Origin of the sequence: Dactylosporangium sp. CA-052675 (assembly GCF_050947935.1) — a bacterium.
In the GTDB taxonomy this organism is placed as follows: domain Bacteria; phylum Actinomycetota; class Actinomycetes; order Mycobacteriales; family Micromonosporaceae; genus Dactylosporangium.
In genome coordinates this window covers 3,643,275-3,660,587 of the sequence record NZ_CP192010.1, presented here as the reverse complement: position 1 = coordinate 3,660,587, position 17,313 = coordinate 3,643,275, and the positions used below count along the sequence as shown (strand labels likewise).

Genomic DNA, 17,313 nt, shown 5'->3' with positions numbered 1-17,313 from the left:
CTTCGACCCGCACGGGGCTGACGGTCGGCGATTCGGGACCGAGGACGTATCGATGCCACAGGGGTGTCACGGTCGCACCGGCGGGGGTCGGCACGACGGCAGCCACCGAGGCGCCGACGGCGACGGCGACCAGAAGGCGCAAGGTCCGGCGGATCGGAGGGGAAGACTTGAAACGATTCATCGAGCTTCCTCGTCTTCGTAGGCGGATCAGCGACGGGGGGGTGGTGCGAACGTGCGCTCGAGCGCCACCGCCGGTCCACCTGAGGCGGTCCGGCGAGATGACTGATGGCGGCGTGGTAGGCCGGTCGGCGGGCGACCCGGACGGGTAACGTTTCCCACGTGTTGCGTCCGACGCTAGAAGCTCGTCAATTTGCCGTCAAGGGTTTGCCGCCACCGAAGGCTGAAGACTTTCGATGCAGCCGGGTTCGATAGGTAACGGTATCCAGTCAGAGCAGGGCGAGCGCGTTGGCGGGCGAGCCGGCGCCGCCGGGCAGGTGCATCGGCGCCGAGACCAGCAGTCCGGTGTGGTATCCGTTCGCCGTTCGCCGTTCGCCGGTCGCAGGGGACGGTTGATGCGGGACCGCCAGCGCTCGACGTCGGCCAGGACGAATCGGGTGGCGATGCGCCGACGTCGTCGTCACCCCATATCCCCCAGCTGCTGCGATCCGGGTAGCCGGGACGATCGCGCAGATGGTGCACACATAGGGCATCAGGTCGCCGAGTTCGGTGGTCACGTGGCTGCAGTAGCGTTCGAAGCGGGTGACGGCGTCGGCCGCGAGCCAGCCGCCGGCCGCGGCGAGCCAGCGCGGCAAGGTGAAGTGGTGCAGGGTCACGAACGGCGTCATGCCGGTGTCACGCAGGGCGGTCAGCACACGCCGGTAGTGGCCGAGCGCTGCGGCACTGAATGCGCCGGGTGCGGGTTCGATCCGCGACCACTCCAGCGACAGCCGGTGCGCGTTGTGGCCGAGTGCGGCCAGCAGCGCGAAGTCGTCGGCGTAGCGGTGCAGGTGGTCGATCCCGTCGGCGGAGGAGCACCGCGCGGCGGTGCCGGGTGCCTGCTCGAAGTCCCACCAGTCGTTGTTGGTGTTGCCGCCCTCCACCTGGTGCGCCGACGTGGCCGCACCCCAGAGAAAGCCGTCAGGAAACTGCCGCGCATCGGGCATGAGCGCTCCAGTGGTACCGGCCCCGCCGGCCCGGGGTACGGCCGGCGGGGCGTCGGTCGGGTCAGGCGCCGGCCTTGTAGTCGGCGTCCATCGCGGCGAGGACCTTGTCCGGCGTCGACTGCCCGCTGAAGATCTCCTGCAGGCCGGACAGCATCGTCTGCTGCACCTTCGCGTTCGGCCACAGCTGGTCCATGAACGGCACCGTCTTGTTGTCTTTCAGGTACGTGGTGAGCTCGGTGAAGGCCGGGTCGACGCCCGAGCCGTTGTCGGGGATGGACGGCAGGCTGCCCTGCTTGGTGTTGAACACCTTCATGCCCTCGGGCGACATGATGTAGCTGATGAATTTCAGCGCGAGTTCCTTGTTCTTGGTCTTGGCGTTGACGCCGTAGCCGGCTCCGGCGGCCGCGGGCATCATGAAGGTGGCCGGGGTGTCGGTGGCCGGCAGCGCTCTGAGGGTGAAGGTCCCGGCGGGGTTCTTGCCCTTGAGCAGGGCGACGACCCAGTTGCCCTGGATGATGCCGAGGGTCTTGCCGGTGGCGGCGAGGTCCTGACTGGCCTCGTAGCTGGTGCCCAGCGGGTTCTTCTGGAAGCAGCCGGTCTTGTCCATCTCCTGGTACTTCGCCATCGCCGCGGCCCACGGCGACTGCGCGAAGGTGGCCGAGCCGCTCTGCATCTTGGTGTCGAAGTCTTTGTCGGGGCCGTAGACCAGCGTGGCCACCAGTGCGTACAGGGCCAGCTGGTTCACCCAGTTGTCCTGGATCCCGAGCGCGAACGCCGGCGTGCCCTTGCCGGCGGCGGCGCGGCAGAACGTCAGCAGCTCCGTCCAGGTCGTCGGCGCCTGCAGGCCGGCCTTGTCGAGGGCCTGCTGGTTGTAGACGGCGCCGATGCCGTTGAGGCCGAACACCGCGTTGTAGGTCTTGCCGTCGTACTGGGTGACCCCCTTGAGTCCGGCCGGGAGTCTGGCGGCCCACGGCTGGTCCGACAGGTCCATCAGGTAGCCGGGCTTGGCCAGCACGAACGTGGCCCCGGGGTTGCCGTTGCCGGGCCAGACGGTCATGACGTCGGGGGCGGTGCCGGAGGCGAGCTGGGTGCGGATCTGCTGCTGGTACTGGTCGGCGCCGCTGGTGGTGTAGCGGACCTTGACGCCCGGATTGGCGGTTTCGAAGGCCTTGACGACATCCTCGATGGAACCCTGGTCGACAGAGGCGAGGGTGAGCGTCTTGTCGTCGCCGCCGGAGCCGGCGTTCGTGCCGCTGCTGCAGGCACCGAGCACGAGGGCGGTGGTCAGTGCCGCAGCGAGGATCGGTATCCGGGACAGGTGCATGGCATCTCCTGATGGGGGTGTGATCAAGGGCGGGATGCGGTGAAGGTGTAGCGGCCGGACGCCAACCAGACGGTCAGCCCGGTGGGTGACGCCGCCGTGCGCAGTACGCCGGGACGGCCGGCGATCGGTGAGCCGTCCTCGTGGACACCATCCGGGTCCGCGGTGGGCAGTTCCAGTGCCGCGGTACTGCCCGGTGGCACCGTGGCGGTCACGGTGATCCGGTCGTCGGCGATGGCCCACCCGCAGGAGACCGTGCCGCGGGCGGTGTCCTGCTCGGCGCGGGCCCAGGTGAGCCGGCCGCCGGGCAGCGGGCGCAGCAGCAGGTCGCGGTACGCCACCGAACTCGGCGCCTGCTCGATCCCGGCGACCCGGCCGAAGAGCCAGTCGCCGACGCTGCCGAGGCTGTAGTGGTTGAAGGAGTTCATGGCGTCGGCCTGGAAGCCGTCGTGTTCGGTCCAGCCGTCCCAGCGCTCCCAGATGGTGGTGGCGCCGTGGCGGATCGAGTAGCCCCAGGACGGAAACGCATCCTGGTGCAGCAGCGTGTACGCGAGGTCGGCCCGGCCGTGTTCGGCCAGGATCGGGCAGAGCAGCGACACGCCGATGAACCCCGTGGTGAGCAGACCGCCTCGTTGTTCGATGTCGGCCGCGAGGTGTTTGACGGCCGCCGGGACGAGGTTCTCCGGCAGGAGGCCGAAGCCGAGCGCGAGCAGGTAGCCGGTCTGGGTCTGCCCTTCGACGGTACCGTCGTCGCGGACGTAGGAGTCGATGAACGCCTGCCGGATGGCAGCGTGCAGCGTGCGATGCTCGGCCGCCTCGGCCGCGTGACCGAGCACGTCGGCGGCGGCGGCGACGATCGCGGTGCTGCGGGCGTAGTAGGCGGTCGCCAGGACTTCGCGTGGGGTGTCCGCGCCGATCTGCAGCCAGTCGCCGTAGTTGTTCCCGGTACGGTTGCGCCACCGCAGGTCCGGGTTGTGCCGGCGGATGTGCCCGATCCAGCGCAGCATGGCCGGGTAGGCGTGCTCCAGGGCCTGCCGGTCGCCGTAGGTGCGCCACAGATGCCAGGGAATGATCACTCCGGCGTCGCCCCAGGCGGGAGCGGCCTCGCGCTGGAGGGTGATGGCCGGCGCGACGTCGCGGAACGCGCCGCCGGGATCCTGGCCGTCGACGACGTCCTGCATCCAGCGGGCGAAGAAGGCCGCGACGTCGGCGTTGCGGCTCGCGGTCGGCGCGAAGATGTGTGCGTCGGCGAGCCAGCCGAGGCGTTCGTCCCGCTGGGGACAGTCGGTCGGCACGGCGACGAAGTTGCCGCGCTGCCCCCATTGGATGTTGTCGTACAGGCGATTGACGGTCGGGTCGGAGCATTCGAACCGGCCGGTCCACGGCGTGTCCGTGTGCAGCACCCGGGCGAGCACGTCCGCGGCGTCGAGCTCGCCCGGGTGACCGTCGACCTCGATGTAGCGGAAGCCGTGCACGGTGAACTGCGGTTCGAAGACCTCCAGCGCCGCGCCGGCCGTGACGTAGACGTCGGTGGCCGCGGCCCGGCGCAGGTTCGCCAGGTACAGCTCCCCGCCGGTCAGCATCTCGGCGTGCCGGATCGTGAGCCGACCGCCGGCAGGTGCCGAGTGCAGCGTCAGCCGGACCCGGCCGACGAGGTTCTGCCCGAAGTCGACGATGTACCGGCCGGGGCCGCGCCGCTCGACCGTCACGGCCGGAAGCTGGGCGGTGACGCGCACCGGATGGTCCGGCTCGGCGACCAGCGGTCCGGGCCGCGTGTCGACGACGACGACCGGGCGGAACCGGTCCACCGCGCCGGGCTCGTCCCAGCCGGGACCGTGCCGCCGGGCGTCCACGACCTGGCCCATGAGCAGGTCGGCGCCGACGATCGCGCCGGGTCCGTCCATCCATGCCGCGTCCGTCGCCACGACCCGCCGGGAGCCGTCGGCGAAGTCGACGACCAGCTGGGCCAGGAACGCCGGGCGGTCCCCGTAGTGCTGTGCGGCCCGGCGCGGGTCGAATCCGACATAGCCGCTCCACCAGCCGTCGGCGACGATCGCGGCCAGCACGTTGGCGCCGACGCGGAGCTGTCCGGTCACGTCGTAGGTCTGGTACTGCAGGCGGCGGTGGTATTCGGTCCAGCCGGGCGCCAGCTCGTGGTCGCCGACCCGGGCACCGTTGAGCCGCGGCTCGTAGATACCCCGGGCGGTGGCGTACAGCCGGGCCCGTACCGGTTGCCGGTCGATCTGGAACGTCCGCCGCAGGTACAGCGGCGGCTGGTACAGGTCCGCGCCGGGGATGTCGTCGGCTCCCGGCGGCTCGACGGGTGGCAACGCTGCCATGTCCCGGCCGATCCACACTGCCGACCACTCGCTGTGATGCAGCAGCCCGGTCTCGAACCAGGACTCGGCCGCTTCGACGGGTTCGCCGGCCTCGTCCCACACCTCGACGCGCCAGTGGTAGCGCGTCGCCGACTCCAGGACGGGCCCGTCCCAGGCGATGAGCACACTGTCACCGGATTCGCGGCGGCCCGAGTCCCACACCAGCCGGCCCCGCTCGTCGAGGTCCTCGCGCCGCCGGGCGGCGGTGATCCGGTACGCCGACTGGGCGGCGCCGCGCCGGTCGCTGTCGAGCTTCCACGACAGCCGCGGCCGGGGCCGGTCGAGTCCGAGCGGCTCGGCGCGCTGCTCGGTCTGCAGTCCGTAAATGTGCGTCGTCATCCCTTGAGCCCTCCGGCGAAGCCGTTGATGATGCTGCGCTGCAGCGCGAAGTACACGGCGAGCACCGGGACGATGCTGATCACCAGCGCGGCGAAGACGAGGTTCCAGTCCGAGACGTACTGGCCGAAGAAGCCGGCCAGCGCCACCGGCACCGTCTGCTGGGTGCCGCCGCTGAGGTACAGCAGCGGGGTGAAGAAGTCGTTCCAGACCGCGACCGCGTTGAGGACCAGCGCGGTCACTGTGACCGGCTTGAGCATCGGGAACACCACGTACCGGAACATCCCGACCGGGGTGGCGCCGTCGATGGCCGCGGCGTCCTCGAACTCCCGCGGCAGCGAGCGCAGGAACCCGACGTACAGGAAGGTGGTGAAGGGCACCTGCAGACCCGAGTAGAACAACACCAGTGCCCACACGGACCCGAGCAGGCCGAGGTCACGCATCGTCTGGTACAGCGGCAGCGCCGCGAGCTGGAACGGCAGGACGAGGCCGAGCATGATGAGCAGGAACGTGCCCCGTGACCACGCGGTGGTGATCCGCGCCAGCGGGTACGCGGCCAGCGCGGAGACGACGAGCACGACCGCGACACTGATCGCCGTGACCAGGGCGCTGTTGATCAGGGCGCCGCCGAGGCCGGCCTGCTGCCACGCGGCGCCGAAGTTCGACAGCGTGGGCGAGGTGGTCGGCCTGATCGGCGAGCTGGTGTCGGACGGGGCCCGCACGGCCAGGTTCACCAGGATGTACACGGGGAACCCGATGACCGCGGCGGCGGCGACCATCACGGCTTCCAGGGCGAAGGTCCGCCATCGGTACCGGTTCACGACGCCGCCCGCTCGTTGCGGGACAGGACCAGGTACTGCCCGCTGGAGGCGACCGCGACGATGATCGTGAGGACGACGGCCAGCGCGATGCTGTAGCCGAACTCCCCCAGCGTGAAGGCGTCCTTGTAGATCAGCGTCGAGATGGTGTCGGTGGCGTGGCCCGGGCCGCCGCCGGTCAGGGCGTACACCTGGTCGAACAACTTGATCCCGCCGATGATCGACAGCATCAGGTTGATGGTGATCGCGGGCGCCAGCAGCGGCCGGACGATCGACCAGAAGCGGCGGACCGGGCCGGTGCCGTCCATGGCCGCCGCCTCGTAGATCTCCTTCGGGATCGATTGCAGCCCGGCGAGGAAGATGACCATCGAGTATCCGGCGAACTGCCACACGATCACCGCGACCACCGACCACAGCGCCAGCTGCGGGTCGCCGAGCCAGTCCTGCCGCCAGGACTCGAGCCCGACGGCGGACAACAGGCTGTTGACGGCACCGTCCGGGCCGAGCAGGTTGCGCCAGAGATAGGCGGTGACGATCGGCGTCACGACGGCCGGTGCGAACAGGAACACCCGCAGGACGTTGCGCGACTTGATGATCGTGTTGACGCCCAGCGCGAGCAGCAGCCCGGCACCGTTCTGGATGATCGTGATGGTCACCGCGATCAGCAGGGTGTGCCACACCGCCTGGATGGCGTTCGGGTCGTCCAGCATCGACGTGAAGTTGTCGAACTTGACGAAGGTCCAGGTCGGTGACAGGCCGTCCCAGTCGGTGAAGGCGTAGTACACGCCCCGGGCGCTCGGCAGCAGGACCACGAAGGCGAACAAGACCAGTGCCGGGGCCGCAAACCACCAGGGCGGATCCGTCCTGCGGCGCCGGCTCGGCCCGGCGTGAGGTTCGGTCGGTGCTTGCACAACAGATGTCATCGGCTGCGGCCACCTTCTAAAACGTTTCATTCAACCTGGGTCGGTACGACCAGCACAAATCAGGCGACACCGGTCCGATCCCGCTTGATCAGCGAGGGAGCAGGACACCGTGGGCAACGTTTTCCAAATGTGTGACGCCGACCATAGGTTCGGCACAGTGTTACGTCAAGGGGACCGACCTGCTTCCCCGAGGTTTCTCGGTCTCCCCGGTGGTGAAGTCTGGGCATCGGAAGGTGCCCGGCTCTACACTGCCCGAGGTAACGTTACCCATCCCCCGTGGGAGGTACTGGTCCAGTGACGACGTCCGGCGCGGTAGACCGCCGCGTCACCATCGTTGACGTCGCCCGGCGCGCCCAGGTGTCCACGACCACGGTGTCGAAGGTGCTGCGCAACGCCGCCGGAGCCAGCCCGGCCGCGCGGGCGCGGGTCCGGCAGGCCATCGAGGACCTCGGCTACCGCCCGTACGCTGCCGCCCGCGGGATGCGCGGCCGCACCTACACGATCGGCGTGATGCTGCCCGACATTCGCAACCCGTTCTTCGCCGACATCCTCGAGGGCCTCCACGAGCGCCTGCGCGGGACCGGCTACCAACTGCTGCACGGCAGCAGCTACAGCAGCGAGGAAACCGAGTCCCGCGTCACCGAGGCCATGATCGACCATGGCATGGACGGCCTGGTGCTGATCGCGCCGCTGGCCTCGCGCGCCCGGCTGGAGCACATCGCCCGCGCGGTGTCCACGGTCGTGGTCGGGCGGCACGGCCGCTCCGCGCTGTACGACACCGTCACCGACGACGACCACGCCGGCGCCCATCTCGTCGTCAACCACCTCGTCGGCCTCGGACACCGGCGCATCGCGCTGATCGACCATCACGAGACCGACGCGGCCCGGCTGGCCGAGATGCCCAACGCCGTGCGGGCACTCGGCTACCGCGACGCCATGCGGACGCACGGACTCGAGGACGAGATCGACGTCGTCACGACCACCTACACCCACGACGGCGGCTATCTCGCCGTGCAGCAACTCCTCGCCCGCCCTACGCTGCCGACGGCCCTCTTCGCCGGTGCCGACGTCGTCGCCATCGGCGCCCTGCAGGCGCTCGCCGACGCCGGGCGCCGCGTCCCGGCCGACATCTCCCTGGCCGGCTACGACAACATCGCCCTGGCCGCCTTCAACCCGGTCTCACTGACCACGGTCGACCAGGCGGGGCGCCAGATCGGCGGCAACGCCGCCCGCCTCCTGCTGGAACGGTTCACCAGCCGCCACGCACCCGCCAGCCACATCAAACTCACGCCCACCCTCGTCACCCGGCGCTCCACCGCGCCGCCACCCTGACCATCGGCCGCGCGCCGGACCGGCAGCCGGCCGTACACTTCCGGCAACGTTGCCCGCACCCGCAAGGAGGCCGAATGCCGAAGCCGGCGGCAGCGCGGCGAGTCACCATCGTCGACGTGGCCCGGCACGCCGGTGTCTCGGTCACGGCGGTGTCGAAGGTGCTGCGCAACGCCTACGGCGCGAGCGCCGAGATGCAGGCCAAGGTCCGCAAAGCCATCGCCGAGCTCGAGTACCGCCCGCACGCCTCCGCCCGCGGCATGCGTGGCCAGACGTACACCATCGGCGTCATGCTGCCCAACATCCGCAACCCGTTCTTCGCCGACGTGCTCGACGGCGCCACGGAGATCCTGGACGAGGCCGGCTATCAGGTGCTCATCGGACCGGGCAGCAACGGGGAAGCCGCCGAGGCCCACGTCACCGAGAACATGATCGACCACAGTATGGACGGGCTCATCCTCGTCGCGCCGGTGTCGTCCCGCCGCCACCTCGACCACGTCGCCGGCCGGGTGCCGACCGTCATCGTCGGCCGGCACGGACGCTCCGCCGGCTACGACTCGGTCGCGGACGACGATCTCGCCGGCGCCGCACTCGTGGTGAACCATCTCGCCGACCTCGGCCACCGCCGCATCGCCCATATCGAGCACCTGGAACGCGACCGCGACCGCATCGCCGAGATGCCCAACGCCGTGCGCGCCGAAGGCTACCGGCTGGCCATGCGCGCCCGCGGTCTCGAGCAGTACATCGACATCGCCTCCACCAGTTACACCCAGAAGGGCGGCCACCTCGGGGCCAAGCAGCTGCTGGAGCGCAAGCACCCGCCGACGGCCATCTTCGCGGGCGCCGACATCGTCGCCATGGGCGTGATGCAGGCGCTCGCCGATGCGGGGCTCGCCGTGCCCGACGACATCGCCGTGGCCGGCTACGACAACACCATGTTCGCCGCGTTCGCGCCCGTCGGGCTCACGAGCGTCGACCAGGGCGGCCGCCAGATGGGCCGCAACGCGGCCCGGCTCCTGCTGGACCGCACCGCCGATCACAGCCGAACCGCCACCCATATGAAGATCAGCCCGACGCTCGTACCCCGCAGCACCACCGCCCCGCCGCACGGTGCGGTGACCCCTGACCGGGCGCCCTCCGACTCGTAGCATTCCCGCCACGCCACGCCACGCCACGATCGCGACCTCGACGATGCCCAGGTGTGTCATGGTCGCCTACGCTGGCCGGCGTGCAGCCTCCCGACTACCTGCGACCGCTGGTGATTCCGGTTGATCCGGTCGATCCGGAGCGCGGCGATACGGCGGACCTCTACCTACCCGATGGAAGCGCTGGACGCGCACGGCCCGCAGTGGTGATCGTCCACGGCGGACCGGTGCCCGCGGCCCTTACGCCCACACCGCGGGACTGGCCGGCGTATCGCGGTTACGGCTCCCTGCTCGCCGGCCGCGGTGTCGTAGCCGTGGTCCTCGACCATCCGCTGCACGGCTTCGATGCCTATCCACGGTCCGCCATGGTGGTTCGCGAGGCGGTCGACCGGGCCCGCGAGCACCCGCGCGTCGACGGCGACCGCATCGCGCTGTGGTTCTTCTCCGGCGGCGGACCGCTGTGCGCGGACTGGCTGCGCGACCCGCCGTCGTGGCTGCGCTGCGTCGCCCTGACCTATCCACGGCTCGGCGGCTCCGAGCTCGAGCCGAGCTTCCGGCCGATCGACGCGGTCGAGGCCGTCGGTGCGGCGGCCGCGGCCGGGGTCGCCGGTGCGATGCGCGCCAGCGCACTGCCGATCGTGCTCACCCGGGTCGGCCTGGAGCGCCCGGACCTCGCCGCCACCGTTGCCGAGTTCGTGGCGGCGGCGAGGTTCGCCGAGGCGAATCTGACGATCGTGGACGTGCCGGCCGGGCGGCATGCCTTCGACACCCTCGATGACACCGACGCCTCGAGGTACGCCGTCGGGCAGGCGGTCGACCACGTTTTGACGACGCTGGGCTAACGGCGTGCTCAAAACCGAAGCGCGGCGTCCCCCAGGGCCGCCATCTCGCGGTTGCCGGTCGAACCTCCCCGGCAGGCGGACACATTGAAGCGGACGGCGGGCCCGGGGCCGTGCGGCTGCTCTTCGACGTGGATACGGCCTGTTTCGCACCCGTACCGTCACGGCGATCGCCCGGGAGATGGCGTCGGTGGGCTGACCGGGTCAGGCCGCGTTCTCGAGGTGCGGCAACGGCTCGCGCTGGGCCAGCCACAGCGGCGGGATCCCGGCCCGGCCCGTGTACGCGGCCACGATCCCGCCGACGATCGCGCCCGTGGTGTCGACGTCGCCGCCGGCCTCGACACACGCCCGGATCGCCGCCGGGTAGTCGTCGAGCCGGGTCGCGGCCACCCACAGCGCGAACGGCACCGTGTCCTGCGCGAGCACCTGCGAGCCGTTGCCGAGCTCGTAGGCCGCCTCGGCGACGCTCGCCCCGAGCAGCCGCCGCGCCCGGCGCACGCCCGTGAGGACGCCGCCGTCGACGAGGTACCCGGCCACGGCGTCGAGCAGCTCCCGCGGCTCGGGCCGGTTGCGCACGAGCCGCGCCCATGCCGCCTCGGCGGCCGCGACGGCGACGGCGACCGCGCCGAGGATCCCCTCGGCGTGCGCGTGCGTGACCTCGGCCGAGCGCATCGCCTCCAGCGCCGCCGTGCGCGCGTCGCCGGCGTGCAACGCCCCGAGCGGCGCGACCCGCATCGCCGCCCCGTTGCCCATCGAACCCTGCCCGCCGAACGCGTCCCGGGCCACGTCCCGCCACGGCTCGCCCTCGCGGATGCGGCGCAGGATCACCACCGCGCCGCCGCCGTAGCCGCGGTAGGGCTCGAACCGCTCCGCGAAGGCCCGCGCCAGGCGGTCCTGGTCGACGGCGCCGTCCTGGATCAGCTGCGCCGCGAGCACGCTCGCCATCTCGGTGTCGTCGGTCCACGGCCACGATCCCGCGGGGGCCGTGCCGTCGAGGAGGTCGTCGAAGGTCGTACCGGGAACGAAGAACTGCGCCCCAAGGGCGTCCCCCACACTCAGCCCGTCCAGGCTGTCACGCAAGCATCCGAAGTCGGTCATCGAAAAAATTGTCACACCCGGCCGCTATGGTCGGCCACGTGAGCGTCGTCCAGGAGTTCCGGTATCTCGCCCCCTCGACCGCGGGCGCCGATGGGGTGGCCCTGCAGACCAGCGGCGGCCCCGCCGCCAACCCGCGCTTCTTCTCCGGCTTCCTGACCACGCCCCCCGCGGCCGCCGCCGGCCTGCTCGCCGTCGCCGACGTTGCCCGCACCCGCTATCACCAGCCCCGGGACCCGGCCAGCCTCGACCCGGTCGTCACCGGCAGCGACGACCGGCTGCGCTTCGAGTCGTTCTCCGGCTGCTGCGGCGTCTACGCCCGCCTCGACATCCTCCCGCCCGGCCTCGACGGCGAGGTCCTCGGCCACGGCACCACCAACGTCGACGTCAACCCGCCGCTGCGCGAGGCCCTCGCCCGCATCGCCGGCCTCGACCCGCTGCACCTGTCCGTCGGCCCCGACGCCCTCGCCGGCTCGACCCTCGACGGCACCATCGTGGAGAAGAAGGTGCCGCTCCCGGCCCGCTGGCTGCGCGGCTTCGCCGAGGTCCACGTGCTCTCGGCCGGTTTCGACCTGCGCGCCGAGCTGCCCGCCGCCGAGGCGGCCGCGTTCCTGCGCCGCCTGCCCGGCGCCGGCGACCGCTCGGTCCTGTGGGCGGTCCCGGCCGGACGCTCGCTGCGCCTGACCTCCCGCCCGGTCCCGGGCGCGGTCTGCCTGGCCGGCGCCGGACGGCTCGCCGCGCTGCGGCCGCTGCTGCGCCACGGTGACCGCCTCCGTGTCTACGGCCCGCCGGTCGCGGCCGGCTCCCCGCCCGTGGCCAGCGCCTGGGAGCTGCGCACGAGCGCACTGCGCCTGACCCTGACCCTCTCGCCGGAGGTCCACCGCGGTTTCTCCGGCGAGGGCGCCGCCCTGACCTCCCTGGCCGCCGACGAGGTCACCGACGACGCCGAGCTCGTCGGCGCCCTCCTCGCCTGGGACCCGGCCATCGACGTCACCGCCCTGGCCGATGCCGCCGCCCTGGACCCCCGCCGCGTGCGGGCCGCCCTGGCCCAGCTCGGCACCGCGGGCCGGGTCGGTTACGACGTCGCCGAGACCGCGTATTTCCACCGCGTGATGCCCTACGACGCGGCCCGGGCCGAGCGCGACAACCCGCGCCTGGTCGGCGCCCGCACGCTGGCCGAGTCCGGCGCCGTCACGTTCGACGCCCCGGCCGCCGAGGGCGTCACGGCCGCGACGGTGCGCAGCGGCACCGAGACCTACCGCGTCCGGGTCCTGCGCGACGGCACGACCTGCACCTGCCCGTGGTGGGGCAAGCACCGCGGCACCCGCGGCCCCTGCAAGCACGCCCTCGCCGTCACCATCGCCGGGAGCGTCGCGGGCACCGGGGGCAAGGCGTGATCGACCTCGACCTGATCGCCGGGGGGAAGGTCGACGACGTGGCCGCGACCGTCGCGGCGCTCGACGAGTCCGGCCGCCCGGCCGCCTTCAAGGCCCTGGAGGCGCACGTCAAGAGCCGCTCCCGCGCCCCCTGGCGCGGCCCGGCGTATACGGCCGTGGCCGTGGCCGCGGTCGGCACGGCCCCGTCGGCCGCGGCCGCCGCCCGCATCCTGCGCCGCCGCGACTTCTCCCCCATCCCGACCACCGCCGCCGCGGTCCTGGCCACGGCCCGCGACCGCGGCATCACCTGGCTGCCCGACCTCGCCGCCCGGCTCAGCGACCGTGCCGACGACGACCTCTGGGACGGCACGTGGGACTTCGTCGCCACGCTACTGACCGCCACCGGCACCCCCGCCCCGCCCGGCGACTGGTTCGTCCTCGGCTGGCTGCTGGATGTGGGCTATCCGCGCAAGGACCGCATGCGCTCGGTCCCGATCGCCGAGCGCCTGCGCGCCGACCCCTTCCTGGACGACATCGTCCCGCGCCTGTTCACCGCCGACGGCGCTGGCGAACGCCTGCTGGTGTGGGAAGTGCACGGCCGGCCCGGCGGCGCCTCGGCGCTCGTCGAGGCCCTGGCCGAACTGGCGTCGGAGGGCCGCCTGGACCGCGCCGTCCTGCTAACGGCGACGCTCACGCGGCTCCTGCGCGGCACCGACCGCCGCCCGGCCACCCGCGCCTACCTGGCCCTGCTGACCGCCCTCGCCCCGGCCCCCGCGGAGGTGGCCCGCCACGCCGGGGACTACCTGCGCCTGCTGTCCGACGCCCCGGCCGCGGTGGCCACGGCCGCCCAGAAGTCCCTGCGCACCGCCGGCGACCTCGACCTGGATGCGGTCCTGGAGTCCTCCCGGGCCGTCCTGCGCCGCCCCGACAAGACCCTGGTCCGCGCCCAGCTCACGTGGCTGGAGCACCTGATCCGCCGCCACCCGCACCGCAGGGCCGACATCGCCGCGACCCTCGCCGAGGCCCTCGACCACCCGGCGATCGACCTGCGCGAGCGCGCCGCCGCGCTGCTGGCCAAGCACGCCCCGGCCGCGGCCGCACCGCCTCCCGGCCCGGCCACACCGCCTCCCGGCCCGGCCACACCGCCTCCCGGCCCGGCCGCACCGCCTCCCGGCCCGGCCGCCGCGCCCGCCCGGGGCGACGACCTCCCGCCGCCCCCACCGCCGGTCCCCGCCCCGCCGCCCATCACCGACCCCGACGAACTGGCCGAGGAGGTGGCCGCCTTCTACAGCGGCCGCCCGTTCAGCGCGCTGCTGCCGATGGAGCGCATCCTCGACGGCACCGTCCGGCTGGCCGCCGCCGACCGCCGGGCTCTCGCCGCCGCCCTGCGACCGGTGCTCGAGCGCCACCGCGAGGGCATGGGCGAGCACCGCTGGGACCCCAACTGCCTGTGCGGCGCCTTCACCGGAGTCCTCCAGGCCGCCGTGGACCCGCACGGGCAGCCGGCGCCCCGCGCCGGCTGGGCCGCGATCCTGACCGCCGCCCGCCGGTTCCTGTCGCTGGGCGAGGCGATACCGGACCGCCGCGTCCCGGCCCCGCAGCGCCTCCTGCGCGCCCGGCTGGCCGAGATCGGCCTGCACCTCAACGCCGGGACCCTCCCGGGCGACGGCCTGCTGAGCGCCCCGGGATGGGCCGGCGGCGCCCTGGACACCGCCGTGCTCCTCGACCGCCTCGCCGCCCGCGCCGGCCACGAACCGCCGGACCGGGAGTCCCCCGGCCGCGACCCGTGGCCCTGGGACCTCGCCCAGGCGATGCTGCGCCTGCCACCCGGCCCGGACCCGGCGGCGGCCGCCCGAGCCGAGGCGCTCGGCACCCCGTCCGGCGCACGCCTCGCGGCGTGGCTGCGCGGCGGCGGCCTGCCGGCACCGCAGTGGCGGGTCGACGTGCGGCCCCGCCCGCCCCGGCAACACCGGTACGACCACTCCCACGCAGGCTTCCCCGCCCTGCGCGTCGAGGTCACGACGTCGCCGGCCGAGGCGGACGGCGGCGAGACGTTCGGCCTGCTCGGCGCGCCGCCGCCCTCGTTCGTGCCCGGCAGCCAGGGCTGGCACGTGCTGTGGCCCGGCGTCCTGCCCCGCCACCGGGGCCTGGTCGCCGCGTTCGCCCTGCCGGCCACGGCGGCGGCCGCCGACATGGACGAGCGCGGCGGCGGCGTGATCCTGCCCCTGCTGGCCGAGGCCGAGGGTGACGGCGGCCCGGCGCTCGCGATCGCCGTCGCCTACGCCCTCGCCGCCCGGCACGAGTCCGACCGCCTGGCCGCCGTGGACGCCCTGCTGCTGCTGGCCGCCGCCGACGCCTTCGACGCCGAGACGGCCGGGCACCATCTCGGGCTGCTGTCGGCCGGCGGCGCGGTGACCGTGAACCGGACCGTCCAGCCACTGCGTGACGCGGCCGCCGCCGGGGCACCGCGCACCGTGTTCCGGCTCCTGGCCGCGGCGCTGCCGGCGCTGCTGGCGGCCTCGCCTCCGCCGCGCGGCACGCCGGACCTGCTGACGCTGGCCGCGGAGACGGCGGCCGTGGCCGCGGGTGGGGCGCAGATCGAGGGCCTGCGCGAACTGGCCGCGCGCAAGGGCTCGTCGCGCCTGGTCACGGAGGCCCGCCGGCTGGCCGGCGCCCTGCCGTGAACCCGAGGCGGGTACGGCCGCCCGCGCGCGGGCCGCTCGACGACGAGCGGCGCCGGGCCGACGTCCCGCGACGCTCGTGCCTGCTCTGCGGTTCGCCCCGGCCAGCAGAAGAGCTCAGTACCGTCCAGGTCGTCGCCGAGCATGGCGCGCGTCTCGACCTCTGCCACAGCGATGCGAAGGCGGACGCCCCCGGCGTTGCCGTAGGTGCGTTCCGCGGCTCGCCCGATGTCCAGCGCCCGGCCGAACGCGGCCGCGTGATCGATCGCCAGGAACGTGGAGACCGACACGCTGCGTCTGGCAACCATCATCACGCCCGGATTCGCCGTCGGCCGAGCCGGTCGGCATCACTCAGGGCCGAGCGCGGCCAGCAGCCGGTCATGCTCCGCAACGAACGTCGGCGCTCGCAACTGCCGCGCCCACGTCGCGGGGGTCGTGGCGTGCCGGGTCGATCCAGCCGTCGACGAGCAACCGGTCCGAGCCGGGGCCGGGGCCACGGCGACCGCGACGGCGCGGGTCGCCGAGGCCCGGCTCAAGCGGGCGAGCTCATTTCGGCGACGCCCCGCTTGCCCGCGCCCGCGCCATGGCGTCGCGCGTGCGCTCGTGCGGGCCGGGCGGGCGGGGGGATCGCACGGGTGAGCAGGTGCTGCGGGTTGGCCAGGAGCGGGGCGAAGCCGAGCTCGGCGGCGCCGACGAGTGTCGCGTCGTCGCCCAGCGCCGAGGTGCGCAGTTGGACCCGCTCACGGGCCACCGGCAGGACGTTGCTCGCGATGCGGTGACGCACCTGCGCCATCGCGGCCGGATAGACGTCGCGCAGCATCCCGCCGAAGATCACCATGGCCGGGTTGAACAGGTTGATGAGATTGGCGACGCCGATGCCGAGCCAGTCCCCGATGCGCCGCACCGCATTCAACGCGGCCGGATCGCCCCGGTCGGCGTCGTCGATGACGGCCCGCACGGCGTCACGGCCGAACTGCGTCGCCGGCCTCCCCGCGTTGTCGAGCAGGGCTCGCTCGCCGACCTCGGCCTCGAAGCACCCCCGGGATCCGCAACCACAGGCCCGCCCGTCGTAGGGGTTGATCACCATGTGGCCGACCTCGCAGCCGTAGCCGCCGTCGCCGTCGAGCAGCTTGCCGCCGACGATGATCCCGCCGCCGACTCCCACATCGCCGTGCAGGTAGACGAGGTTCTGCAGGCCGATGCCGGCGCCGCGCTGCTGTTCGGCCAGGGCGCCCAGGTGCGCCTCGTTGCCCACCGTCACCGGCAGGCCCAGGCCGAGCCGCCGGGAGAGCTCGGCGCCGAATGCCTGGTCCACCCAGCCGAGGTCAGGGCCGAAGCGGACCATGCCGTCAGCGGGCCGGATCATGCCGCAGTAGGACGCGCCGATCCCGACGCAGACCGAACCGGGCGGCGCCGAGTCGTGCAGCCGACGGCCGAAGCGGGCCAGCACCTCGACAACCCGGTCGAGATCGGCCCCGGCCCTGGGCCGCACCGCTTCGAGCCGGTCGGTCACGGACCCGCCCAGACCCACCCTGGCCGCGGTCACCCGGTCCACGGCCACATCGAAGGCCAGCACGTGGACCCGGTCACGCTCGGGGCGCACCACCAGCGACGGGCGCCCCGGCCGGCCGGTCTCGGCCGGCGTCTCCTCGCGGACCAGTCCGGCGGTGAGCAGCTCGGCGGTCAGGGACATGATCGTGCTGCGGTTCAGGCCCATCCGCTCGGCCAGCACCGTGCGGGAGACCGCCCCGTCGAGATGGACGTATCGCAAGAGGATGCCGAGGTTGGGCATTGGATCCTGTAGAGCCACGCGAACCTCCGACATCTGCTCGGACGGTCACGGGCGGAGCCCGCCAGGACCGGCGGGCGCCGCACGCCGAGGCTCCAGCGTACCGAGAACCCCGCCGAC

At 73.0% G+C, this 17,313-nt stretch carries 12 protein-coding genes; 5 read left to right on the top strand and 7 right to left on the bottom strand.

All coding sequences use genetic code 11. The features are described 5' to 3' along the window. Positions 1-446: 446 nt before the first annotated feature. From ACQP1P_RS16645 to ACQP1P_RS16625, 5 genes are all read right to left on the bottom strand, one after another. A complete protein-coding gene (locus ACQP1P_RS16645) occupies positions 447-1,163 on the bottom strand; it encodes a family 1 glycosylhydrolase (protein WP_433087574.1) in 717 nt (238 codons plus the stop codon). A gap of 61 nt (positions 1,164-1,224) precedes the next feature. Next, complete coding sequence (locus ACQP1P_RS16640) at positions 1,225-2,487, bottom strand: ABC transporter substrate-binding protein (protein ID WP_433087573.1); 1,263 nt, start codon at positions 2,485-2,487, stop codon at positions 1,225-1,227. A gap of 23 nt (positions 2,488-2,510) precedes the next feature. Continuing rightward, complete coding sequence (locus ACQP1P_RS16635; protein ID WP_433087572.1) at positions 2,511-5,201, bottom strand: family 78 glycoside hydrolase catalytic domain; 2,691 nt, start codon at positions 5,199-5,201, stop codon at positions 2,511-2,513. Continuing rightward, positions 5,198-6,019: a carbohydrate ABC transporter permease gene (locus ACQP1P_RS16630; RefSeq protein ID WP_433087571.1), complete on the bottom strand. Its 822-nt coding sequence runs from the start codon at positions 6,017-6,019 to the stop codon at positions 5,198-5,200. The genes ACQP1P_RS16635 and ACQP1P_RS16630 overlap by 4 nt, the downstream gene beginning before the upstream one ends. Further along, positions 6,016-6,840: a carbohydrate ABC transporter permease gene (locus tag ACQP1P_RS16625; RefSeq protein ID WP_433087570.1), complete on the bottom strand. Its 825-nt coding sequence runs from the start codon at positions 6,838-6,840 to the stop codon at positions 6,016-6,018. The genes ACQP1P_RS16630 and ACQP1P_RS16625 overlap by 4 nt, the downstream gene beginning before the upstream one ends. Before the next feature lie 393 nt (positions 6,841-7,233). Here ACQP1P_RS16625 and ACQP1P_RS16620 point away from each other — a divergent pair, with 393 nt between their 5' ends. From ACQP1P_RS16620 to ACQP1P_RS16610, 3 genes are all read left to right on the top strand, one after another. Further along, the gene (locus ACQP1P_RS16620) at positions 7,234-8,271 is read left to right on the top strand and encodes a LacI family DNA-binding transcriptional regulator (RefSeq protein ID WP_433087569.1); all 1,038 of its coding nucleotides are present in this window, start codon (positions 7,234-7,236) and stop codon (positions 8,269-8,271) included. Positions 8,272-8,345: 74 nt separating this feature from the next. Further along, the gene (locus tag ACQP1P_RS16615) at positions 8,346-9,416 is read left to right on the top strand and encodes a LacI family DNA-binding transcriptional regulator (RefSeq protein WP_433087568.1); all 1,071 of its coding nucleotides are present in this window, start codon (positions 8,346-8,348) and stop codon (positions 9,414-9,416) included. A gap of 362 nt (positions 9,417-9,778) precedes the next feature. Then, positions 9,779-10,255, top strand: coding sequence for a hypothetical protein (locus ACQP1P_RS16610; RefSeq protein WP_433087567.1), 477 nt, complete (start codon positions 9,779-9,781; stop codon positions 10,253-10,255). A gap of 201 nt (positions 10,256-10,456) precedes the next feature. Here ACQP1P_RS16610 and ACQP1P_RS16605 read toward each other — a convergent pair whose 3' ends face one another. Then, on the bottom strand, positions 10,457-11,350 hold the full coding sequence (locus tag ACQP1P_RS16605) for an ADP-ribosylglycohydrolase family protein (protein WP_433087566.1): 894 nt from the start codon (positions 11,348-11,350) through the stop codon (positions 10,457-10,459). A gap of 38 nt (positions 11,351-11,388) precedes the next feature. On the opposite strand from ACQP1P_RS16605, the gene ACQP1P_RS16600 reads away from it, so the two are divergent. Continuing rightward, a complete protein-coding gene (locus tag ACQP1P_RS16600; protein ID WP_433087565.1) occupies positions 11,389-12,744 on the top strand; it encodes an SWIM zinc finger family protein in 1,356 nt (451 codons plus the stop codon). Then, positions 12,741-15,407, top strand: a complete 2,667-nt coding sequence (locus tag ACQP1P_RS16595; RefSeq protein WP_433087564.1) for a DUF6493 family protein — start codon at positions 12,741-12,743, stop codon at positions 15,405-15,407. Before ACQP1P_RS16600 ends, ACQP1P_RS16595 begins: the two co-directional genes overlap by 4 nt. Positions 15,408-15,936: 529 nt before the next feature. On the opposite strand, the gene ACQP1P_RS16590 is transcribed toward ACQP1P_RS16595, so the two are convergent. Continuing rightward, positions 15,937-17,196 (bottom strand): ROK family transcriptional regulator, encoded by a 1,260-nt coding sequence (locus ACQP1P_RS16590; RefSeq protein ID WP_433090021.1) that lies wholly within the window; start codon positions 17,194-17,196, stop codon positions 15,937-15,939. Between the last annotated feature and the right edge of the window lie 117 nt (positions 17,197-17,313).